At 48.9% G+C, this 20,432-nt stretch carries 25 protein-coding genes; 20 read left to right on the forward strand and 5 right to left on the reverse strand.

The features are described from left to right. Positions 1-13 precede the first annotated feature (13 nt). The 16 genes from hisC to H6A12_RS08525 all read left to right on the forward strand — a co-directional run bounded on the left by hisC (position 14) and on the right by H6A12_RS08525 (position 13,679). On the forward strand, positions 14-1,075 hold the full coding sequence (hisC, locus tag H6A12_RS08450; protein WP_204446821.1) for a histidinol-phosphate transaminase: 1,062 nt from the start codon (positions 14-16) through the stop codon (positions 1,073-1,075). A gap of 3 nt (positions 1,076-1,078) precedes the next feature. Beyond that, positions 1,079-1,663, forward strand: coding sequence for an imidazoleglycerol-phosphate dehydratase HisB (hisB, locus tag H6A12_RS08455; protein WP_204446824.1), 585 nt, complete (start codon positions 1,079-1,081; stop codon positions 1,661-1,663). Positions 1,664-1,686: 23 nt separating this feature from the next. Continuing rightward, a complete protein-coding gene (hisH, locus tag H6A12_RS08460; RefSeq protein ID WP_204446827.1) occupies positions 1,687-2,286 on the forward strand; it encodes an imidazole glycerol phosphate synthase subunit HisH in 600 nt (199 codons plus the stop codon). Next, positions 2,283-3,068 (forward strand): 1-(5-phosphoribosyl)-5-[(5-phosphoribosylamino)methylideneamino]imidazole-4-carboxamide isomerase, encoded by a 786-nt coding sequence (gene hisA, locus H6A12_RS08465; RefSeq protein WP_204446830.1) that lies wholly within the window; start codon positions 2,283-2,285, stop codon positions 3,066-3,068. Before hisH ends, hisA begins: the two co-directional genes overlap by 4 nt. Then, positions 3,050-3,814, forward strand: coding sequence for an imidazole glycerol phosphate synthase subunit HisF (gene hisF, locus H6A12_RS08470; protein WP_204446833.1), 765 nt, complete (start codon positions 3,050-3,052; stop codon positions 3,812-3,814). The genes hisA and hisF overlap by 19 nt, the downstream gene beginning before the upstream one ends. A 10-nt stretch (positions 3,815-3,824) precedes the next feature. Beyond that, positions 3,825-4,163: a phosphoribosyl-AMP cyclohydrolase gene (hisI, locus tag H6A12_RS08475; protein ID WP_204446835.1), complete on the forward strand. Its 339-nt coding sequence runs from the start codon at positions 3,825-3,827 to the stop codon at positions 4,161-4,163. Between the two features lie 3 nt (positions 4,164-4,166). Continuing rightward, positions 4,167-4,502, forward strand: coding sequence for a phosphoribosyl-ATP diphosphatase (gene hisE, locus H6A12_RS08480; RefSeq protein WP_204446839.1), 336 nt, complete (start codon positions 4,167-4,169; stop codon positions 4,500-4,502). A gap of 66 nt (positions 4,503-4,568) precedes the next feature. Next, on the forward strand, positions 4,569-5,924 hold the full coding sequence (locus H6A12_RS08485) for an alanine/glycine:cation symporter family protein (RefSeq protein ID WP_204446843.1): 1,356 nt from the start codon (positions 4,569-4,571) through the stop codon (positions 5,922-5,924). An 84-nt stretch (positions 5,925-6,008) separates the two neighbouring features. Continuing rightward, complete coding sequence (locus H6A12_RS08490; RefSeq protein WP_204446844.1) at positions 6,009-6,446, forward strand: ACT domain-containing protein; 438 nt, start codon at positions 6,009-6,011, stop codon at positions 6,444-6,446. Positions 6,447-6,477: 31 nt separating this feature from the next. Next, positions 6,478-7,713: a homoserine dehydrogenase gene (locus tag H6A12_RS08495; protein ID WP_204446845.1), complete on the forward strand. Its 1,236-nt coding sequence runs from the start codon at positions 6,478-6,480 to the stop codon at positions 7,711-7,713. A gap of 9 nt (positions 7,714-7,722) precedes the next feature. Beyond that, positions 7,723-8,643 (forward strand): homoserine kinase, encoded by a 921-nt coding sequence (gene thrB / locus H6A12_RS08500; RefSeq protein WP_204446851.1) that lies wholly within the window; start codon positions 7,723-7,725, stop codon positions 8,641-8,643. A 1-nt stretch (position 8,644) separates the two neighbouring features. After that, positions 8,645-9,859 (forward strand): aspartate kinase, encoded by a 1,215-nt coding sequence (locus tag H6A12_RS08505; protein ID WP_204446855.1) that lies wholly within the window; start codon positions 8,645-8,647, stop codon positions 9,857-9,859. Between the two features lie 105 nt (positions 9,860-9,964). After that, the gene (locus H6A12_RS08510) at positions 9,965-10,438 is read left to right on the forward strand and encodes a DUF4830 domain-containing protein (protein WP_204446859.1); all 474 of its coding nucleotides are present in this window, start codon (positions 9,965-9,967) and stop codon (positions 10,436-10,438) included. Between the two features lie 52 nt (positions 10,439-10,490). Further along, a complete protein-coding gene (locus H6A12_RS08515) occupies positions 10,491-11,210 on the forward strand; it encodes a pseudouridine synthase (RefSeq protein WP_204446861.1) in 720 nt (239 codons plus the stop codon). A 158-nt stretch (positions 11,211-11,368) separates the two neighbouring features. Continuing rightward, positions 11,369-12,487, forward strand: a complete 1,119-nt coding sequence (locus H6A12_RS08520) for an ABC transporter ATP-binding protein (protein WP_204446863.1) — start codon at positions 11,369-11,371, stop codon at positions 12,485-12,487. Positions 12,488-12,605: 118 nt separating this feature from the next. Continuing rightward, a complete protein-coding gene (locus H6A12_RS08525; protein ID WP_204446865.1) occupies positions 12,606-13,679 on the forward strand; it encodes a uroporphyrinogen decarboxylase family protein in 1,074 nt (357 codons plus the stop codon). Between the two features lie 54 nt (positions 13,680-13,733). Here H6A12_RS08525 and H6A12_RS08530 read toward each other — a convergent pair whose 3' ends face one another. Genes H6A12_RS08530 through H6A12_RS08550 form a run of 5 tightly spaced genes read right to left on the reverse strand, consistent with a single transcriptional unit; the run spans position 13,734 to position 16,871 of the window. Beyond that, positions 13,734-14,426 carry a PHP domain-containing protein gene (locus tag H6A12_RS08530; protein ID WP_207753210.1) on the reverse strand — a complete coding sequence of 231 codons (693 nt, stop codon included), beginning with the start codon at positions 14,424-14,426 and terminating at the stop codon, positions 13,734-13,736. Further along, positions 14,423-14,758, reverse strand: a complete 336-nt coding sequence (locus H6A12_RS08535; RefSeq protein ID WP_204446867.1) for a DRTGG domain-containing protein — start codon at positions 14,756-14,758, stop codon at positions 14,423-14,425. Before H6A12_RS08535 ends, H6A12_RS08530 begins: the two co-directional genes overlap by 4 nt. Next, on the reverse strand, positions 14,745-16,067 hold the full coding sequence (locus H6A12_RS08540; protein WP_204446869.1) for a [Fe-Fe] hydrogenase large subunit C-terminal domain-containing protein: 1,323 nt from the start codon (positions 16,065-16,067) through the stop codon (positions 14,745-14,747). The genes H6A12_RS08535 and H6A12_RS08540 overlap by 14 nt, the downstream gene beginning before the upstream one ends. Positions 16,068-16,101: 34 nt before the next feature. Beyond that, complete coding sequence (locus H6A12_RS08545) at positions 16,102-16,521, reverse strand: ATP-binding protein (protein ID WP_345941236.1); 420 nt, start codon at positions 16,519-16,521, stop codon at positions 16,102-16,104. Next, a complete protein-coding gene (locus H6A12_RS08550; RefSeq protein ID WP_204446872.1) occupies positions 16,521-16,871 on the reverse strand; it encodes a DRTGG domain-containing protein in 351 nt (116 codons plus the stop codon). The genes H6A12_RS08545 and H6A12_RS08550 overlap by 1 nt, the downstream gene beginning before the upstream one ends. 302 nt (positions 16,872-17,173) lie before the next feature. Here H6A12_RS08550 and H6A12_RS08555 point away from each other — a divergent pair, with 302 nt between their 5' ends. Genes H6A12_RS08555 through nuoF form a run of 4 tightly spaced genes read left to right on the forward strand, consistent with a single transcriptional unit; the run spans position 17,174 to position 20,424 of the window. Next, the gene (locus tag H6A12_RS08555; protein WP_204446874.1) at positions 17,174-17,674 is read left to right on the forward strand and encodes a complex I 24 kDa subunit family protein; all 501 of its coding nucleotides are present in this window, start codon (positions 17,174-17,176) and stop codon (positions 17,672-17,674) included. After that, a complete protein-coding gene (locus H6A12_RS08560; RefSeq protein WP_430623636.1) occupies positions 17,674-18,222 on the forward strand; it encodes an ATP-binding protein in 549 nt (182 codons plus the stop codon). The genes H6A12_RS08555 and H6A12_RS08560 overlap by 1 nt, the downstream gene beginning before the upstream one ends. A 24-nt stretch (positions 18,223-18,246) precedes the next feature. Next, positions 18,247-18,618 (forward strand): (2Fe-2S) ferredoxin domain-containing protein, encoded by a 372-nt coding sequence (locus tag H6A12_RS08565; RefSeq protein WP_204446879.1) that lies wholly within the window; start codon positions 18,247-18,249, stop codon positions 18,616-18,618. 18 nt (positions 18,619-18,636) lie between these two features. After that, a complete protein-coding gene (gene nuoF / locus H6A12_RS08570) occupies positions 18,637-20,424 on the forward strand; it encodes an NADH-quinone oxidoreductase subunit NuoF (protein WP_204446881.1) in 1,788 nt (595 codons plus the stop codon). Positions 20,425-20,432: the final 8 nt, after the last annotated feature.

The raw sequence follows: 20,432 nt of genomic DNA on the forward strand, positions 1-20,432 counted from the left end.
AAAGAGGGATCTTATGGCTTATTCGTTAAATCAAAAAATCAAAAATCTGACGCCGTATGCACCGATTGTCGGACACTATGATATCCGGCTCGATGCAAACGAGTCATTTCTGACATTGCCGGATGATGTGAAGAAAAAGGCGATGGAAGAAGCGCTTTCTTCGCCGCTCAACCGCTATCCGGACCCGTATGCAACCGATTTGGTGCGCGGATTTTCGAAATATTACTGTGTAAAACCGGAATATGTGACCGCCGGAAACGGTTCGGATGAACTGATTTCGCTCATTGTGGGCACTTTCTTTGAAGCAGGCGAAGAACTTGTAATGGTTGTGCCGGATTTTTCGATGTATCAGTTTTATGCGGAAGTGTTCGGCGTCAAAACGACTGCGTTTACAAAAGACGAGTCACTTCATATTGATGTGGAACGGCTGTGTCAGTATCTGATTCAGTCTAAGGCACGCGGTGTAATGTTTTCAAATCCGTGCAATCCGACGTCTATTTGCTTGTCAAAACGTCAGGTGCATCGGATGCTCCGGGAAGTGCCGGACTGCCTCTTTATCGTGGACGAGGCCTATATGGATTTTGCGGATGAATCGGTGCTTTCGCTTGTGGACGATTTTGACAATCTGATCGTTTTGCGCACCTGCTCAAAAGCAATCGGGTTAGCGGCTATCCGGATTGGCTTTGCGGTTGCAGGCGAAAAAATCACCCGTGCGATCCGTTCGGTGAAATCGCCGTATAATGTAAACACCGTTTCGCAGAAAATCGGTGAGGCTGTTTTTGCCGATCCGGAGTTTTTGATGCATGCTGCGAAGAAAATCATTTCTTCGCGCGAGCACTTGTACAAAGGACTGCTTGCACTTCATGCGCGGTACCGCGGATTTGACGAGGTGTATGAATCGGCGACAAACTTTGTGTTTATCCGCACAAAATATGCAAAAGAGCTTTACGAAGGACTGCTTGCGCGTTCGATTGCGATTCGGTTTATGGGCGGTTATCTGCGTATTACAGCCGGCACGCAGGAGGAGAACAAAGCGGTTCTTACTGCACTCGAAGAACTGGTAAAGGAGTATTGAGCGATGAGACAGGCAACGATTACACGCAATACAAAAGAAACGCAAATTACAGCATCTCTCACACTGGATGACCGTGCAGACGGCGTTGTTGTACATACCGGCATCGGCTTTTTCGATCATATGCTCACAGCGTTTGCTGTGCACGCAGGTCTTTCGCTGCATCTTGAATGCAAAGGCGATCTTGAGGTGGACTGCCATCATACAATCGAAGACACCGGCATTGTGCTCGGCCAGACGATTGCGGCAGCACTTGGCGGCAGAGGCGGCATCATGCGTTACGGAAGTTTCTTTGTTCCGATGGACGAAGCACTTGCAAGCGCACATGTGGATATCAGCGGACGGCCGTTTTTGTCGTTCCGTGCATCGTTTACCGCACCGATGATCGGTGCGATGGATACGCAGATGATCGAGGAGTTTTTCCGTGCAGTTGCGGCGCATTCCGGTATGACACTTCATTTGGAAGTCTTGTACGGCGAAAACGATCACCACAAAGCGGAAGCGCTGTTTAAAGCATTTGGACATGCACTCGCAGTGGCAGTTACAAGAAACCGCGACGGTGCAACGCTTTCGACAAAAGGCGTGTTGTAAAAAAAGCATGAGGAGGAGTTTGCTTGATCGCAATCATTGACTATGGAGCAGGCAATCTGTTCAGTGTGAAAAATGCGCTCGACTATATTGGGGAACAAAGCGAAATCACGAGCGATCCGGCGGTGCTTTCCCGTGCAGACGGATTGATTTTGCCGGGTGTGGGCGCGTTCCCGGATGCGATGCGGATGCTAAAAAACAGCGGTTTGGTGGATGTTATTCGCACAGAGGCAGCGAAAAAACCGTTTTTGGGCATTTGCCTTGGCATGCAGGTGTTGTTTTCGCGCGGAACGGAATTCACACAAACAGACGGTTTGGATTTGATTCCGGGCAGCGTGGATCGGATTACATGCGACTTTAAAATTCCGCATATGGGCTATAACGAGCTGCACAAACACATCGATTCCCCACTGTTGGCGGGAATCGGTGAGGGTGCATGTGTCTACTTTGTCCATTCGTTTATGGCGAATACCACGCCCGAATATATCGCCGCAGATACAGATTACGGCGTGCGGATTCCGGCGCTTGTGCAGAACAAGATGGTGTTCGGCGCGCAGTTCCATCCGGAAAAAAGCGGCGAAACGGGACTTACGATACTTAGAAACTTTGGAGGACTGACCAGATGATTATCTATCCTGCGATTGACATTCAAAACGGGGAATGCGTACGGCTGACAAAAGGTGATTTTGCGACGAGCGAACGCGTGGCAGCAGATCCGATTGAAACCGCAAAGCAGTTTGAAGCGGCAGGTGCGACATATTTGCACATGGTGGATTTGGACGGTGCAAAAAACGCAATGGCACAAAACCGCGATGTGTTTGTTTCAGTGGCGCGTGAAACCGGATTGAAAATTGAATTGGGCGGCGGCATTCGTGACATGAACACCGCGGCTTACTATTTGGAAAACGGCATTGACCGGATTATTTTAGGGTCTATGGCAGTCAAAAATCCGAAGCTTTTGGCAGAGCTTGTGCGCGAATACGGCGATCGGATTATCGTTGGCATCGACGCAGAGGACGGTATGGTCAAGACGGAAGGCTGGCTCGCTTCCGGTCGTGTGAACTATATCACGCTTGCAAAAGAGATGTTCCATATTGGCGTAAAACACCTGATTTACACCGATATTTCGCGTGACGGAACACTCACCGGCCCAAACCTTGCAGATTTAAAGAAACTGCGTGAAGCGGTGCGTATGAATATCATTGCATCGGGCGGTATTCGCAATGTTGAGGATATCCGTGCGCTTGCAAAAATCAAAATGTACGGTGCAATCTGTGGCAAATCGCTGTATAAAGGCACACTCGATTTAAAAGAAGCAATCGAAGCTGCTGCACAGGTGGAAGCACAGCGTGCACAGCAGCGGCCGCGCCCGGCAGGAGGAAAACGAAAATGCTCTCCAAACGAATAATTCCGTGTCTGGATGTCAAAAACGGACGCGTTGTCAAAGGTATCAATTTCGTCGGATTAAAAGACGTAGGCGATCCGGTGGAATGTGCAAAACTGTATAACGAACAGGGTGCAGACGAGATCGTATTTCTCGATATCACCGCAACGCACGAAAACCGCGACACAATCTTGGATGTGGTGCGCAATACGGCGAAGCAGGTGTTTGTTCCGCTGACCGTGGGCGGCGGTATTCGTACGATCGACGATTTTAAAAAGCTTCTGCGCGCCGGTGCGGATAAAATTTCGGTCAATTCTGCGGCTGTGCGCAATCCGCAGCTTGTTTCGGAGGCGGCCGATAAATTCGGCAGTCAGTGCGTGGTGGTGGCGATTGATGCGCGCCGTGCAGAGGACGGCACATTTCACGTTGTCATTAACGGCGGCCGAATCGATACCGGAATGGACGCTGTCTGGTGGGCGAAAGAAGTGCAGCGGCTTGGTGCCGGCGAAATTCTGCTCACATCAATGGATGCGGACGGAACGAAAGCCGGATTTGATATCGATTTGCTCAATGCCATCTGTGCGGTTTCTCATGTGCCTGTGATCGCATCAGGCGGATGCGGTGCGCTTTCGCATTTTTCGGAGGTGTTCCAAAAAACAGGTGCCGATGCCGCACTGGCTGCATCGCTGTTTCACTATCGGGAACTGACGGTCGGTCAGGTCAAAGAACATCTGCGTGAATGCGGCATTCCGGTTCGGATGGATAAGTGAGGAAAACAAGATGGATGTTTCGATTTATTTTAAAAAATCGCCGCTCATTCCGGCGATTGTGGTTGAAGACAGTACCGGTGAGGTGCTGATGCTTGCCTATATGAACGAAGAAAGTTTAAAAAAGACGTTTGAAACGGGATATACCTGGTTTTATTCCCGTTCGCGTCAAGAGCTTTGGAACAAAGGTGCCACAAGCGGTCACACGCAGCGCGTGATTTCGATTGACGCAGACTGTGACGATGATACCTTGCTCGTGCGTGTGGAGCAGATGGGACCTGCTTGTCATACCGGAAATAAAAGCTGCTTTTTTAAACGGATTTATCAGCGAAAAACAGAAACGAGGGAATAATCGATGGAAGAAAAACTCAAAGCACTCTTAGCGCTTGACGAAACGATTCGTCATCGCCGCGAACACCCACAGGAGGGCTCGTACACCTGCTATCTGTTCGATAAAGGCATCGATAAAATTTTGAAAAAATGCGGCGAGGAAAACGCCGAGATGATCATTGCGGCAAAAAACAACGATCCGGACGAAATCGCAAACGAAGTGAGCGATCTGTTGTTCCACATCCTTGTGATGATGCAGGAGCGCGGTGTTTCTCTTGAAGCAGTGCTGGATATTTTGGCAAGCCGCAGCATGAAAACAGGCAACTTAAAAACATTTCATCAAGTCGATCACAACTCATAATGCAGTGATACTGTGGGAATGAAGATGCCTGCCGGTTCATATGTATGAACGGGCAGGTGTTTTTTCATGCAGAATCCTTTTTCTCTGTTGAGTGTATTTCTGAGCGGACCGGTGATGGTTTGGGGTGTTTCGGTGATTGGACTGTTCATCAGCTTCGGTACACGGTTTGTGCAGATTCGAATGTTTGCGCAGTCGGTAAAAACCGTGTTGTTTGGAATGAAAAAAGGACAAAACGGGCAGATTTCCTCTTTTCAGGCGGTCACTGCCGCGCTTTCGGGCACGATCGGCACCGGCAACATCGCTGGCGTTGCCATTGCGCTTGCTGCGGGGGGCGCAGGTGCAATTTTTTGGATGTGGATCAGCGCGTTTTTAGGAATGGCAGTGAAATTTGCTGAAATTACAATGGCGGTACGCTTTCGCGAGCGAAAAGACGGCAGGTTTGTCGGCGGTCCGATGTATTATCTGACGCACGCCGTTGGCAGATGCACCGGAAAGCTGTTTGCGTGGCTGTGTATTTGTTCGTCCTTTTTCGTCGGGAATATGGTGCAGGCCAACACGGCATTCGGCGCACTGCTGGCAATTACACCGATTGCGCCGCCGGCGCTGATGTGTTTGTTTTTGGTGCTCAGCATTGTGACCGGCATTGTGTTGGCAGGCGGTATGGGAAGGATTGTGTCCGTGACACAGGTGCTGGTACCCGTGATGGCGGCAGTTTATCTGCTTGGCTGTATTGTGGTGATCGTGCTGCATCCTGCATCCTGCTTAAAAGCGCTGTGTTCAATCGTCACCGAAGCGTTTTCGTTTCAAAGCATGGCGGGCGGAATCGGCGGCTCGATGCTCATGCAGGCGATGCGTGTCGGGTGCACAAAAGGTGTTTTTACCAACGAGGCAGGACTTGGATCTGCGCCGATTGCCCACGCCGCCGCTGAATGTGAATCGCCTGCTGTGCAGGGATTGTTCGGTGTTTTTGAGGTGTTTTTTGATACGATCGTGATGTGCACACTGACAGCCGTTGTCATTTTGTCGTCCGGTGTGTCATTTGATGCAGCGGCGAACGGTATTTCCATCACACTGGCGGCGTTTGCGCAGACATTCGGTGAAACGGCGCGCATACTGCTCGGCGTGTCGGTGCTGTTTTTTGCGTTTGCCGCCATTCTCTCTTGGGGCGGATACGGTGACAGCTGCATTCTGTTCTTAAACGGTAAACGGCACGCGCGTCGATTTTATCATGTTTTGTATGCCGCGGCAGTCTTTTTGGGTGCTGTGTTTCCTGTGTTGTCGTTGTGGGAGCTGGCAGATCTCTTTAACGGATTGATGATGATTCCCAATCTGCTGGGACTGATTTTGCTGCTTCCCGTTGTGAAAGAGGAAACCTGTCGGCTGAATCAAACAAAAACAACAGCGCTTTGTCAAAAAAAATAAGCATATTGCATCTTGCGTTTTTTGATGAAACATGTTATATTTGTACTTGTCACAAAAACAAATGTATTTTGGTGGTGAACTCGCGTGAAAGAACAGCAGCTTGTGCTGGTTGATAAAGCGGTGCTGCCGGAAGTATTTTCAAAAGTGCTGACGGCGAAATCGTATCTTTCAAAAAACCAGGCGAAAAATTCATCTGAGGCGTGTAAGATGGCGGAGCTTTCCCGCAGCGCATTTTACAAATATAAAGACAGCGTCTTTTTCTACGAGGATCAGGACAAAAGCAGTGTCGTTACCTATTCGCTGTGGCTGTCTGATGATCCGGGCGTTTTGGCGAAGGTGCTGACGGTATTGACCGCCTTCCGTGTGAATATTTTGACTGTGAATCAGAACATTCCGGTTGATCGTGTTGCATTGGTGACGATTTCGTTTCGGTGTGACGGCGTGCTTTTGGAAGAACAGCAGGCGGCGATCTATCGGGCTGTCGTGGAAATCGGCGGCGTTGTAAAAGCAAAACGGATATGAAAAACAGATTGTTTGGAAATGGGGAAGAAAAATGGCGAAAATAGCAGTGCTTGGACACGGTGTGGTCGGCTCGGGTGTGTGCGAGGTGATCGAGGAAAACAAAGAAAGCATCACCCGCAGAGCAGGTCAGCCGATTGAAGTCAAACGTATCTTGGATTTGCGTGATTTTGACGATCTGCCGTACCGCGATAAATTTACAAAAAACATTGACGATATTTTAAACGACGATGAGATTTCCATTGTTGTGGAAGTGATGGGCGGCGTTTCGCCGGCATTTGAATTTACATCGCGTGCCCTTCAAAAAGGAAAAAGCGTCGTCACATCGAATAAAGAATTGGTGGCATCAAAAGGTGCACAGCTTTTGGCGCTTGCCAAAGAGAATAACTGCAATTACTTTTTCGAAGCGTCGGTGGGCGGCGGCATTCCGATTATCCGGCCGATGCATCTGTGCTTAGCGGCGAATGAGATTGATGAAATCGTGGGCATCTTAAACGGTACCACCAATTTCATTCTTACAAAAATGATCCGCGAGAACATGGAGTTTGATACAGCGCTCAAATTGGCACAGGATCTTGGCTATGCAGAGCGCAATCCGGCAGCAGACGTCGAAGGCCACGATGCATGCCGAAAAATCTGCATCTTGGCTTCTCTGGCGTTCGGCCGTCATGTGTATCCGCAATATGTGCAGACAGAGGGTATTTCGAATATCACGCTCGAAGATGTTGCTTATGCGGAAAACTGGGGCGGCGTGATCAAACTGGTCGGCGAGGCAAAACGTCTCCCGGGAAAAGACACGATCAAATGTCTGGTAAGCCCTGCGCTGATCCATAAGGAAAGCCAGCTTGCGAATATCGACGATGTATTTAACGGCGTTTTGGTGCGGGGCAACGCAACCGGTGACGTTGTGTTTTACGGAAAGGGTGCCGGCAAGCTGCCGACAGCAAGCGCAGTGGTTGCCGACGTCATCCATGAGGCAAAGAGTTTTGGAACGAGCACCTCGCTCACATGGGCAGACAGCAGCGAAAACTTCGTCGAACCGGTGGAAGCGTTGTGCGAAGCGTTTTACGTTCGCTTGTTCGGTGCGTCCCGTGCACAGATTGAAGAAGCATTCGGCGCAGTACAGTTCCTGTCGCGTGCCGGTGCAGAAGCTGATGAAAGCGCATTTGTGATAAAACCGCAGCCGGTGCAGAAAACACTCGATGCACTCAAAACATTGGAAGATGCAGGCGTGCGCGTTTGTACGAAAATCCGTGTTGCAGATTGCTGAGGTGAGCGTATGATTCGAATTCGCGTTCCTGCAACGAGCGCCAATCTCGGCGCAGGATTTGACAGCCTTGGTTTGGCGGTCAATTTATATAATGTAATCGATATGGAGGAATACGATGGTGTTTCGATCTGTTCGACAGACGGCACCTGGGTTCCGACAACGAAAGAAAACTTGATCTATCAGTCGGCAGAGCGGCTGTTTTTGGAGTGCGGCAAACCGTTTTCGGGACTGCGCATTGTACAGCAGAACAACATTCCGATGACAAGGGGACTGGGCTCCAGTTCCGCTTGCATCGTCGGCGGTTTGGTGGGTGCAAACACACTGCTTGGCAATCCGCTGTCGCTTGATGATCTTGTCAATCTTGCATCCGACATTGAAGGACATCCCGACAACACGACACCCGCATTGCTTGGCGGCATTGTCACAGCAGTGCTTGAGGGGAAACGTGTGTATTGGGTCAAGCAGGCGGTGCACAATGCACTGCGGCTTGTGGCAGTTATTCCGGATTTCAAGCTGAGCACAGAGCTTGCGCGAAAAGCGCTGCCGGAGCAGGTGAGTCATCTGGATGCGCGGTATAATCTGTCGCGTGCAGCGCTGTTTTCCGCATCGCTTTTGCAGGGAAAATACGAAAATATCCGCATTGCAGTCGAGGATAAACTGCATCAGCCGTATCGAATGAAGCTGATTGACCATGCGGATGAAGTGTTCAGCCAGGCGTATGCGCAGAATGCGTACGGTGTGTATATCAGCGGTGCCGGTCCTACTTTGATGGCGATTGTCGATGGTGCGGATGACCGGTTTGCGCCGCAGCTGCGTGAGTATCTCGGTACACTGTCGCTCGATGGATGGAAAATCGAAGAACTTGTCATTGACAATGATGGCACAACGGTTCATAATGTGGAAGGAACAGATAACAGGGAGGTCTTGTGAGATGGGTTTAATTGTTCAGAAATTCGGAGGCTCCTCCGTAAAAGATAAAGAGTGCTTGATGCGTGTTGCAAAAACAGTCACGGACACATACAAAGCCGGCAATCAGGTGGTTGTCGTTGTCAGTGCGCAGGGCGATACAACGGATGAACTGATTGAAAAAGCAAACGAAATCAATCCGCGTGCATCCAAACGTGAGATGGATATGCTTCTTTCAACCGGCGAGCAGATTTCGATTGCACTGCTTTCGATGGCGATTGATAAACTTGGCTGCCCGGTGGTGTCGCTGACCGGCTGGCAGGCAGGCTTTGTGACACGTTCCAATCACGGTGCTGCACGCATTCGCCGCATTGAAACCGAACGCTTAAAACGCGAACTGGATAACAACAACATCGTGGTTGTGGCAGGTTTCCAGGGATTAAACCGTTTTGATGATATCACAACGCTTGGCCGCGGCGGCTCTGATACGAGTGCAGTCGCACTTGCCGCAGCACTGCACGCAGATCGCTGCCAGATCTTCACGGACGTAGAGGGTGTCTATACCGCTGATCCGCGCATTGTGAAAAATGCAGTGAAGCTCGATGAAATTACATATGACGAGATGCTGGAGCTTGCGTCTTTGGGTGCAGGCGTGCTGCATAACCGTTCTGTCGAAATGGCGAAAAAATATCACGTGAACTTAGAGGTACTTTCAAGTATTGTAAATAAACCGGGTACGATTGTAAAGGAGGCCGTTAAAATGGAAAAATTATTGATTAAAGGTGTTGCAAAAGACGAGGACGTTGCACGAATTGCAGTGATCGGACTGCCGGACACACCGGGTATTGCATTTAAAATTTTCTCGCTGCTTGCATCGCGCAAAATCAATGTAGACATCATTCTGCAGTCGATTGGCCGCCACAATACAAAAGACATCAGCTTTACAGTGCCGCTGGCAGACAAAGATACAGCGATTGAGCTTTTGCAGGAGAAATTTGATATTCTCGGTGCAGAGCGCATCGAAGCAGAAGACGATATCGTAAAAGTATCGATCGTCGGTGCAGGCATGCAGTCGAATCCGGGTGTTGCAGCAAAAATGTTCGAAGCACTGTATGATGCTAACATCAACATTCAGATGATTTCGACAAGTGAAATCAAAATTTCGGTTCTCATCGCAAGAAAAGATGCAGATCGTGCAGTGATTGCTGTGCATGATGCATTCGATTTTAATGAAAAATAAAAAACAAAAACCGCTCAAAAACAGCATTGTTTTGAGCGGTTTTGTTCTTTTATGAAGGGATAAAGCGTGGATCTGCCGCATAGATATGATGCAGGGGGTGCGTGTATGTTTATTTGTGCGTTTAAACCAAAGAGAAAGCATCTTGTGTTCGGCGGATTGATCATGGCGGCTGCAATTTGTGCTGTATGCTTGTTTTCCTGTAAAGGGGAGAGTGCATCGGTTATGAAAAAAGCAAATCTTTCGGCCGCAACAAACGAAGAGCGGGTGGCTTTTTTGGAGCAGTTCGGCTGGGAGGTCAAAGCGGAAGCCGTGCAGGTCAAGGATGTGGTGATTCCCGCAGAATTTTCGGATGTGTATAAAAAATACAATGAGATTCAAACGGCACAGGGATTTGATCTTTCGGATTATCACGGAAAACAAGTAAAACAGTATGCATATGCTGTGACAAACTATCCCGGATATGAAGGAGAAGTGCGTGCAAATCTTTTGGTGTATGCCGGCAATGTGATCGGCGGCGATATTTGTTCGCTGACACTCGACGGATTTATGCATGGATTTAAAATGCCGTCGCAAAAGTGATTGCATCAAAGGCGAGTTTCGCGTATACTTTTAAGAAAAGGAGTAGATGCTTATGGCAACCATGCGGCTTGATCGCTTCTTTTCTTCACAGGAGATTTTGTCGCGAAAAGAAGTCAAAGAAGCGGTTTTAAAAAAACAAATTACCGTAAACGGCGAAACAGCCAAAAAAATTGATATGCAGATTGATCCGCAAACGGCTCAAGTCTGCTATAAGGGACAAGCTGTCGCATATGAACCGTTTGTGTATCTGATGCTCAATAAGCCGCAGGGTGTGGTGAGCGCGACAGAGGATAAAACGCATCGGACAGTTCTCGATCTTGTGCCGCCTGAGCTTTATCGGTCGGATTTGTTTCCGGCGGGCAGACTTGACAAAGATACGGTTGGATTTGTTCTGTTGACAAACGACGGTGACTTTGCACACCGTATCCTTTCTCCGAAAAGTCATGTCAGCAAACGGTATGAAGTGACGATTGACGGTCCGATTGCAGCGCAGGATGAAGCGCAGCTGCGCAGCGGCATCACATTGGCAGATGGATATATATGCAAACCGTGTACGCTCACACTGCTTTCTGATTGCGAAAATCCTGTATATGAAATCATATTAACAGAAGGAAAATACCACCAAATCAAACGCATGTTTGGTTCTGTGGGACGAGGGGTTGTTTTTTTGAAACGGACGCATATCGGCGGCCTGGAATTAGACAAAACATTACCCGAATGTGGATGCAGGAAAATTATGCACAAAGAAATTCTTGAAATTTTGTGCAAATAGACGATGTATTCCCGATGTGTAAGGATGCATCAGATGTTTGTTGTGCATTATGGATAAACACGGTTTTGAATCTTTGGGCAACCCACCACTGGTTTTTTCGAAAAAAATTTGGTATAGTATATACAACACCTTAAGGTGTATGTTTAGGAGGTATAACAATGGCAAGCTTATCTTTAAAGGGTATTTATAAAAAATATCCGGGCGGCGTCGTCGCAGTATCTGATTTCAATCTTGAAATCGAAGACAAAGAGTTCATCATCCTCGTTGGTCCGTCCGGTTGTGGTAAATCGACAACACTTCGTATGATCGCTGGTTTGGAAGAAATCACGGAAGGCGATCTGTATATCGGTGACCGTCGCGTGAACGACGTTGTTCCGAAAGACCGTGATATCGCAATGGTGTTCCAGAACTACGCTCTGTATCCGCACATGACCGTGTTTGAGAACATGGCATTCGGCTTGAAACTGCGTAAAGTTCCGAAAGACGAGATCAAAGCTCGTGTAGAAGAAGCAGCAAGAATTCTCGATATTTCGCACTTGCTCGACAGAAAACCGAAAGCACTTTCCGGTGGTCAGCGTCAGCGTGTTGCTCTGGGCCGTGCAATCGTCCGTGAGCCGCAGGTCTTCCTTCTGGACGAACCGCTGTCCAACCTCGATGCAAAACTGCGTGCACAGATGCGTACCGAGATCACAAAACTGCATCACCGTTTGGGCACAACCTTTATCTACGTTACCCACGACCAGACAGAGGCTATGACCATGGGTACCAGAATCGTCGTTATGAAAGACGGTTTCATTCAGCAGGTTGACACACCGCAGAACCTCTATGACAAACCGTGCAACCTCTTCGTTGCTGGCTTCATTGGCTCTCCGCAGATGAACTTCATCAATGCAAAACTGGAAGCAGAAAACGGCGGTTTGGTTCTGATCATCGGTGAAGGCGATCAGACATTCAAAGTTCCGGTTCCGGAATCGAAAGTGACACCGGCTGTCAAAGCAAAAATTGGTCAGGAAGTCATCATGGGCATCCGTCCGGAAGATATGCACGACGACGAAATGCACCTGTCGACTGCGAAAGCAATCGTTGAGTGCGAAGTTGAGGTTACCGAGCTGATGGGTCACGAAACATATCTGTACCTGTCTCTGGCTGGCACACCGATCGTTGCAAGAGTAAATACTCGTTCGGCTGCAAAAGTTGGCGATGTTGTGAAAGTTGCACTGAGCGTCAACAAACTCCACATCTTCGACAAAGAAACAGAGCAGACTCTTAGCCTGTAATTTTAAAAAAAGCAATACATATCCCCGTCCTTTTGGACGGGGATTTTGTTATTGACAATTTCATTTGGAATGCTATAATGTGCTTACAAATGTCAGTACATAAAAAGAAGGGGATATTATGACGAAACGGGAAAACTTGCTGGCAATGCTCCGTGGTGAACCATTTGAAGAAGTTCCGGTGGAATTTTCGCTTTGTCCGGCACTGGAGGAAACGTATCGTGAGAAAACAGGTGGTACAGTTCCTTATGCGGAATATTTTGGAATGCCGTGGGGACACATCGGTGATATCAAGATTCCGTTTGATGAATCGAAATATGCACCGTACCATCCGAATTTGAAGAAGGGCGGCACGATTGATCTTTGGGGTGTTGCGCATGAACCCGGAAGCCGTGAGGCGATGCATATGACTTACATGCGCTGTCCGTTAAAAAATGCCGAAACACTTGAGGAACTGGAAGCGTATCCGTATCCGGATTTTTCAGTAGGTGATGCTTCTCATCAGAAACGCGAAGTCGAAGAAATTCATGCGCGGGGACTTGCAGCTGTTGGAAACATGCAGTGTACCGTTTGGGAAACTTCGTGGTATCTGCGCGGTATGGAGAATCTGATGGCAGACATGATGTGTGATCCGGAAATGGCAGCATACGTATTCGATAAAGTGACAGAACAGGCGATCATTCGTGCGCAGTCATTTGCCAAAGCCGGCGCAGATATTCTGTATCTTGGCGATGATATCGGCATGCAGCATACACCGATGATGAGCATGGAACTGTATCGGGAATGGCTGTTTCCGCGGCTTAAGAAAGTGATCGATGCGGCACGTGCAGTCAAATCGGATATTGTTGTATTTTATCACAGCTGTGGTTTTGTGACGCCGTTTATCCCGTCGCTGATTGAGGCGGGTGTCGATGTTTTAAACCCGATTCAAAGCGAATGCATGGATTTCAAAGAGATTTATGAACAGTACGGTCAGCAGATTGCATTTCATGGCACGATCGGCACCCAGACTACTATGCCGTTTGCTTCGCCGGAAGAAGTCATGCAGACAGTGCATCGGAATCTGGATATTGCCGTGCAGGGAAAAGGCAAAGGGCTGATGGTTGCACCGACGCATCTGCTCGAACCGGAAGTTCCGTGGGAAAATATTCTGGCATATGTAGAAGCTTGTCGGAGTTATCGTCCGAAATTTTAATGAGTAGATGAAAATAAAAATCACCTCTGGATTTCCAGAGGTGATTTTTGCGTTTTAACAGGGAGCGCCGAGTGCACGCAGCACAGCGGGGATCGACTTTTCTTGTATTTCAAGAAAATGAACCGGCTCACTCATGTGTTCAAGATAGTGCGCATCTGAATCGCAGATCTTCATACCGTCAAACGGAATGGGCGCATTCAGATCGGATACCTCCACACAATGAAATCCGTATTCCGGCGGAATGGCGCCAAGGCTTGCCGTAATCGAATAAGCGGCTTTGTCCACATGAGCGGGAATTAAGTACCCGGAAAACGGACGCACAAAGGAGATCAGTTCATCAAGGCTTAAGCTGAGCGCGTTGATGAGTAAAAACGGCTCGGTTCCAATGCATTCGTCATGTTCGTTGAGGATACGCTGTTCCCCGAAAATTTCCGCACGGTTTTTGATCTTCGGCAGATGCTTGTGAATCGCTTCCGAGCAAAGAAGCGCCTGTTCAAGGGTGGGAAACAGACACAGCAGATGAATTTCCTCCGCACTGCAAAGCTCCATCGCAGGAATCACAAGCAAATCGGTGCTTTTTGCCGCAGCAAATACAGCAGGCAGGTTTTGTGCAGAATTATGATCACTCACTGCAATCACATCAAGTCCAATCAGCGAGGCAAGGTTTACGATGTTGTTCGGTGTCATATCGTTGTCACCGCACGGTGAAAGGCAGGAGTGCATATGCAGATCGTAGGAAACAATCATAATGAAAGCACCTTCGCGGCGCACATTGCAGCCTCGAATACCGGCTGTTCGGTGGCGAGGATACAGACATCCTGCTGTTTCGCCTTTTGAATACCGGCATCATCCATCGCAACACCTTCCGCCAATAGAATACAGCTGACATCGCTCAAAACTGCCACTGCGACCGTGTTTAGATTTCCCATTACGGTGATCCACAAATCGTTTGCCTTTGCGCGTCCCATAACAATGCTCAAAAGATCACAGCAGTAAACGCCGTCGATTTGACGGTCATTTCCCTCGCCTTCGTTAATCACAGAAAAATTGCACTGCTTTGCAAGTTCAATCGGTGTCATGACGCTCCTCCTTTCGATTGAGCAGGCTCTGCGGGATCATCCCGTCAAGCTTATGGATATTGTCGACAAGCACAGAAAAGTTTTCGCGGAATTTATAGATGCACTCATCTTCGGAGGCAATTCCGCGCACAACATCCTCCGCAAGCGCATGACACGACGGTGCACCGCAGGAACCGCAGTCGAGTCCGGGAAGATGCGCTTCAATCTGCTCCATGCGCGACATTTTTTCCATTGCAACGGAAAAATCATCGTCAAGTTTTAATACCGGTGTGTATTCGAGCGGTGTATCCCAGTCAAGCACAGGGGATTCCACCGGATCGTGATTCAAGGAAACCGGCAGATATTTGCGCAGCCGCTTTAGCTTGGTACGCGCAATGTACGGGTTTTCGACTGTTAACACACCGCCGATACAGCCGGCATTGCAGGCGTTTAACTCGATAAAATCGAGATTTTCAAACTTCTCGTCCTCTAAATCCTCAAGCACGCGGATGACGTTTTCAATGCCGTCTGCCGCAAGATAGTTGTCGTTTAACAGTGCCGCCGATTCCCCCGAGCTGCTCGCCCAGGAAACGCCGATTTTTCCGGATTGTGCCGAGATGGTTCCGACCGTGTCTGCATTCATATGGTGAAGTAGCTGCGGGTAGACCTCGCTGATGGCAACGACAGCAGAAACGGCGCTTTTTTGTGTGCCGAGCGGCATCTTGCTCGCCGTCACCTTTGCAGGACATGGAGAAATAAAGATTGTTCCGATTTTTTCAGGTGAAAGACCGTTTTTTTTGATCGCTTGTTTGCGTGCGAGCCGGGCAGCAACCTCGACCGGTGCGTTAAAGGGGAGCACGTGATCGATGAGGCTCGGAAACCGCACACGGATGAGCCTTGTTACCGCGGGACATGCAGAGCTGATCACCGGTTTTAAAAGACCCGGACGCGCCATATACTTTCGTGTGGCGTCCGAAACAAGTTCCGCCGCTTTGGATACCTCAAACACATCGTCAAATCCGAGCATGAGCAGCGCATTCAGTACGATTTCGACATCTTCCAAATGATTAAACTGCGCGTAAAGCGACGGCGCGGGGAGTGCGATCGTATATTCATAATCGTTTAATACCGAAAGCGTGTCGCATACTGCTTTTTTCGCATGATGCGGGCAGACGCGGATACATTCGCCGCAGTCAATACAGCGTTCGGCTAAAATTGTGGCCTTTCCGTTTCGCACACGGATGGCTTCTGTCGGACACCGCTTGATGCAGTTGATGCATCCCTTGCATTTTTCCGGATCAAGCGTGACCGAATGAAAAAAGGAATTCATAAAATCCCCTCCTTTTTGGCGGACGGGGGTATATTCACAGATAGACGGTCATATAGACGTTTGTGCCAACGCCGACTGTCGATTCAATGCGCATTTCGTCCGTATTCTTTTTCATGTTGGGAAGTCCCATTCCTGCACCGAATCCCAGCGAACGAACCTCGTCAGGTGCGGTGGAATATCCCTCTTTCATGGCGAGATCAATGTTTTCAATGCCTTTGCCGTGGTCGCACAGTGCCATTTGAATCGATGCTTGGTCGATGGACACGTCGATATAGCCGCCTTCGGCATGAATGACCATATTGATTTCGCCTTCATATAAAGCGATCGCCACTTTTCGGATGATGTCAGGTCTGACACCGAGCTGGCGGAGCGCTTTTTTGACAGCGGCAGAGGCTTCCCCGGCACGGGTGAAGTCGGTGCCGTCGACTTCATAATGAAGATGGAGTGCGTTCATCAGTCATTGTTCCCTCCCCGCAGTCCGTTTTCCCACAAAAGACCGCAGGCAGTGAACATCCGGTGTTCTGTGGACATTAAGGAGATGCCGCGTTCATTGGCAAGCTCTATCATGTCCTCTGACGGTTCTTTTCCGCGCACAAACACGATACAGAGCATATCCATCATATCGGCAGTGCGGATAACCTGTGCGTTTACAAGTCCGGTCAAGAGAATCGACTGGTCTTTGACATAGGCGAGGACATCGCTCATCATATCTGATCCGCAGGCAGTGTGCACCTCGCGTTCAAGCAGTTCTTCTCCCGCAAATACTTTGCAGTCTAAAATCGTTTGAATATCGTTTCCTGTCATGAAAATCCCTCCGTTATCTGTTTTGTCACGGCGGTGCACAAAACGCATAGAGTTATATGAAAAATCATATGGCTTATATGTTCTATTATACCGTCAGTCATATAAAATAGCAAGTTTGTATTTTTAAAATGTTTTGTTTTAATTTATTTTACACAAAAAATAAACAGGAAAATGCGCAAAATCGATAGACAAGCGGCGAGAAAGGTGATATACTTGTTATGTTTATTACTGAAGTGATCTGAATTTACCGTGATGAAACGCTGTAAATTCGGAATCCGATAGGACCTAAAGGAGGTTTTGGCATGGCTACAAAAACAGCCACAGTCCCGTTTTCGGGAACCCCGGAGCAGGAAAAGCGCTTGAGTGACGTGATTCACGCGCATTTAAATGACAAAGGCGCTTTGATGCCCGTTTTGCAGAAAGCACAGGATATCTACGGTTATCTGCCGATTGAAGTGCAGAAGATGATTGCTGTGGGGTTAAATGTTCCGCTCGAAGAGGTGTACGGTGTTGCAACGTTTTACTCACAGTTCTCGCTGTATCCGAAGGGACAATATAAAATCAGCGTATGCTTGGGCACCGCCTGTTATGTAAAAGGCGCGGGTGACGTGTTCGAAGCGCTTTGCAAAAAATTGAACATCAAAAGCGGTGAATGCACACCGGACGGACGGTTTTCGCTTGATGCATGCCGCTGTGTCGGTGCGTGCGGCTTGGCGCCGGTGCTTACGGTCAACGACGAAGTGTATGGCAAAGTAACCGTCGATGACATCGACACCATTCTCTCGAAATATCAGACCGCATGATGCCGGAAGTTTCTCTGAACGTGCTCGATATCGTTCAGAACTCAGTCAAGGCAAACGCCTCGCTGATTGAGATTATCATTCAAAAAAACACACAGACCAAAGAGCTTTCCGTGACAATCAAGGATAACGGATGCGGCATGACAGACGAGCAGGTTTCCCGTGTGATCGATCCGTTTTACACAACGCGGACGACGCGAAAAGTCGGGCTCGGCGTTCCGTTTTTCAAGCTCTCCGCAGAGCTTACAGGCGGCCGCTTTTCGATTGAAAGTGAAGTAAACGTCGGAACAGATGTCTGTGCGGTTTACTGCTATGAACACATCGATATGATGCCCATAGGCGATATGGCGGCAACGATGGTTTCGCTTGTGAGTGTGAATCCGTCGATCGATTTTTGCTATACATACGCAGTGGATGACCGTTCGTTTACACTCGATACGCGCGAGGTACGGACGATTTTAGAGGGGGTACCAGTAAACGAACCTCCTGTGCTGTCGTTTATCAGCGATTTTATCAAAGAAAACGAAGCAGAACTCGAAAAAGAAGAATGACAATTTAAGGTGGTGCATGATTGTATGAAAAGTTTAGCTGAACTTCAGGCGATCCGCGATAGAATGAAAGGCGCAATCAATGTGCGTGAAGAAAACGGCGATAAAATCCGTGTGGTAGTCGGTATGGCAACCTGCGGCATCGCAGCGGGTGCACGTCCTGTGCTCAACAAATTTACAGAAGAGGTTGCAAAACGCAATCTTTTGAACGTCAGTGTCACACAGACCGGCTGCATCGGCATTTGCCAGTATGAACCGGTGGTGGAAATTTTCACACCGGACGGAAAGAAAACAACATATGTGAAAATGACACCGGAAAAAGCGGTTCAGGTTGTGGCTGACCATTTGGTGAACGGAAATGTCGTTTCCGAGTATACCATCGGCAGTGTTGCCAAATAAGAAGGAGGAGGAAATCGAATGTATCGTTCCCACGTGCTTGTCTGCGGCGGTACCGGATGTACGTCGTCAGGCAGTCAGCAAATTATTGATACACTGGAGCAGGAAATTAAAAAAGCCGGCCTTTCCGAAGAAGTAAAGGTCGTTAAAACCGGCTGTTTCGGTCTTTGTGCATTAGGCCCGATTATGATTGTGTATCCGGAAGGAAGCTTTTACTCAATGGTTAAACCGGAGGATATTCCGGAGATCGTTTCGGAGCACTTATTAAAAGGCAGAATCGTCAAACGGCTTCTTTACTCGGAGACCGTTACCGATCAGAACGTTAAATCGCTCAATGAAACCGAGTTTTATAAAAAACAGCACCGTGTGGCACTCAAAAACTGCGGTGTCATCAATCCGGAGAATATCGATGAATACATCGGTGCCGACGGCTATCAGGCACTCGGCAAGGTGCTCACCGAGATGAAACCGGAAGAGGTGATTCAGATCATCAAAGATTCCGGCCTGCGCGGACGCGGCGGCGGCGGATTCCCGACCGGCGTGAAATGGGGATTTGCGGCAGCAAACCAGGCAGATCAGAAATATGTGTGCTGCAACGCCGACGAGGGCGACCCTGGCGCATTCATGGACCGTTCGATCTTGGAAGGTGATCCGCACGTTGTCATTGAGGCAATGACGATCGCAGGTTATGCGATCGGTGCAACACAGGGTTACGTTTATATCCGTGCGGAATATCCGATTGCCGTCAAACGTTTGGAAATCGCAATCGGTCAGGCGAGAGAATACGGCCTGCTCGGCAAAAATATTTTTGACAGCGGCTTTGATTTTGATATTGAGATTCGTTTGGGTGCAGGCGCATTTGTCTGCGGTGAGGAAACCGCGCTCATGACCTCGATCGAAGGTCACCGCGGTGAACCGCGCCCGCGTCCGCCGTTCCCGGCAGTCAAAGGTCTGTTCGGCAAACCGACGATTTTGAATAACGTCGAAACATGGGCAAACATCCCGCAGATCATCTTAAAAGGTGCGGACTGGTTTGCTTCGATGGGTACGGAGAAATCAAAAGGTACGAAAGTATTTGCAGTCGGCGGCAAAATCCACAACACCGGCCTGGTCGAGGTCCCGATGGGCACCACACTGCGTGAGATCATCGAGGAAATCGGCGGCGGTATTCCGAACGGCAAGAAATTCAAAGCGGCACAGACCGGCGGCCCGTCCGGCGGATGTATTCCGGCAAGCCTCATTGATACTCCGATCGACTACGATAACCTGTTGGCAGTCGGTTCGATGATGGGTTCAGGCGGTTTAATCGTCATGGACGAGGACACCTGCATGGTTGATATCGCGAAATTCTTCTTGGAGTTTACGGTCGACGAGTCGTGCGGTAAATGTAATCCGTGCCGTATCGGTACGAAACGCATGTATGAGATGCTTTCGGATATCTGCAAAGGCAATGCAACGCTTGAGGATATCGACAAGCTCGAGCAGCTGTGCTATGAGATCAAAGCAGGCTCGCTGTGTGCACTCGGTCAGTCGGCGCCGAACCCGGTGCTTTCGACGCTGCGTTATTTCCGCGACGAGTATATTGCACACGTTGTTGACAAGAGATGTCCGGCAGGCGTATGTAAAGATCTTCTTTCGTTTGAGATCGTGGCGGATAAATGTAAAGGCTGTACGCTGTGTGCACGGCAGTGTCCGGTAAACGCAATCAGCGGTACGGTCAAACAGCCGCATGTCATTGATAAGAATAAATGTATTAAGTGCGGCGCTTGTATGGAAAAATGCCGGTTCGGCGCAATCGTGAAGAAGTAAGGGAGACA

This window comes from Merdimmobilis hominis (genome assembly GCF_016901855.1).
Taxonomy (GTDB): domain Bacteria; phylum Bacillota; class Clostridia; order Oscillospirales; family Ruminococcaceae; genus Paludihabitans.

What these genes read in the sequence shown, in the direction of transcription:
- hisF (WP_204446833.1), top strand. Translation starts at nt 3,050, where the DNA reads ATGCTCTCCAAACGAATAATTCCGTGTCTGGATGTCAAAAACGGACGC.
- H6A12_RS08505 (WP_204446855.1), top strand. Translation starts at nt 8,645, where the DNA reads ATGGGTTTAATTGTTCAGAAATTCGGAGGCTCCTCCGTAAAAGATAAA.
- H6A12_RS08510 (WP_204446859.1), top strand. Translation starts at nt 9,965, where the DNA reads ATGTTTATTTGTGCGTTTAAACCAAAGAGAAAGCATCTTGTGTTCGGC.
- H6A12_RS08560 (WP_430623636.1), top strand. Translation starts at nt 17,674, where the DNA reads ATGCCGGAAGTTTCTCTGAACGTGCTCGATATCGTTCAGAACTCAGTC.
- H6A12_RS08525 (WP_204446865.1), top strand. Translation starts at nt 12,606, where the DNA reads ATGACGAAACGGGAAAACTTGCTGGCAATGCTCCGTGGTGAACCATTT.
- H6A12_RS08555 (WP_204446874.1), top strand. Translation starts at nt 17,174, where the DNA reads ATGGCTACAAAAACAGCCACAGTCCCGTTTTCGGGAACCCCGGAGCAG.
- H6A12_RS08495 (WP_204446845.1), top strand. Translation starts at nt 6,478, where the DNA reads ATGGCGAAAATAGCAGTGCTTGGACACGGTGTGGTCGGCTCGGGTGTG.
- H6A12_RS08565 (WP_204446879.1), top strand. Translation starts at nt 18,247, where the DNA reads ATGAAAAGTTTAGCTGAACTTCAGGCGATCCGCGATAGAATGAAAGGC.
- H6A12_RS08485 (WP_204446843.1), top strand. Translation starts at nt 4,569, where the DNA reads ATGCAGAATCCTTTTTCTCTGTTGAGTGTATTTCTGAGCGGACCGGTG.
- hisA (WP_204446830.1), top strand. Translation starts at nt 2,283, where the DNA reads ATGATTATCTATCCTGCGATTGACATTCAAAACGGGGAATGCGTACGG.
- H6A12_RS08550 (WP_204446872.1), bottom strand. Translation starts at nt 16,871, where the DNA reads ATGACAGGAAACGATATTCAAACGATTTTAGACTGCAAAGTATTTGCG.
- H6A12_RS08535 (WP_204446867.1), bottom strand. Translation starts at nt 14,758, where the DNA reads ATGACACCGATTGAACTTGCAAAGCAGTGCAATTTTTCTGTGATTAAC.
- H6A12_RS08515 (WP_204446861.1), top strand. Translation starts at nt 10,491, where the DNA reads ATGGCAACCATGCGGCTTGATCGCTTCTTTTCTTCACAGGAGATTTTG.
- H6A12_RS08520 (WP_204446863.1), top strand. Translation starts at nt 11,369, where the DNA reads ATGGCAAGCTTATCTTTAAAGGGTATTTATAAAAAATATCCGGGCGGC.
- hisI (WP_204446835.1), top strand. Translation starts at nt 3,825, where the DNA reads ATGGATGTTTCGATTTATTTTAAAAAATCGCCGCTCATTCCGGCGATT.
- hisC (WP_204446821.1), top strand. Translation starts at nt 14, where the DNA reads ATGGCTTATTCGTTAAATCAAAAAATCAAAAATCTGACGCCGTATGCA.
- nuoF (WP_204446881.1), top strand. Translation starts at nt 18,637, where the DNA reads ATGTATCGTTCCCACGTGCTTGTCTGCGGCGGTACCGGATGTACGTCG.
- H6A12_RS08545 (WP_345941236.1), bottom strand. Translation starts at nt 16,521, where the DNA reads ATGAACGCACTCCATCTTCATTATGAAGTCGACGGCACCGACTTCACC.
- hisE (WP_204446839.1), top strand. Translation starts at nt 4,167, where the DNA reads ATGGAAGAAAAACTCAAAGCACTCTTAGCGCTTGACGAAACGATTCGT.
- H6A12_RS08530 (WP_207753210.1), bottom strand. Translation starts at nt 14,426, where the DNA reads ATGATTGTTTCCTACGATCTGCATATGCACTCCTGCCTTTCACCGTGC.
- hisB (WP_204446824.1), top strand. Translation starts at nt 1,079, where the DNA reads ATGAGACAGGCAACGATTACACGCAATACAAAAGAAACGCAAATTACA.
- H6A12_RS08540 (WP_204446869.1), bottom strand. Translation starts at nt 16,067, where the DNA reads ATGAATTCCTTTTTTCATTCGGTCACGCTTGATCCGGAAAAATGCAAG.
- thrB (WP_204446851.1), top strand. Translation starts at nt 7,723, where the DNA reads ATGATTCGAATTCGCGTTCCTGCAACGAGCGCCAATCTCGGCGCAGGA.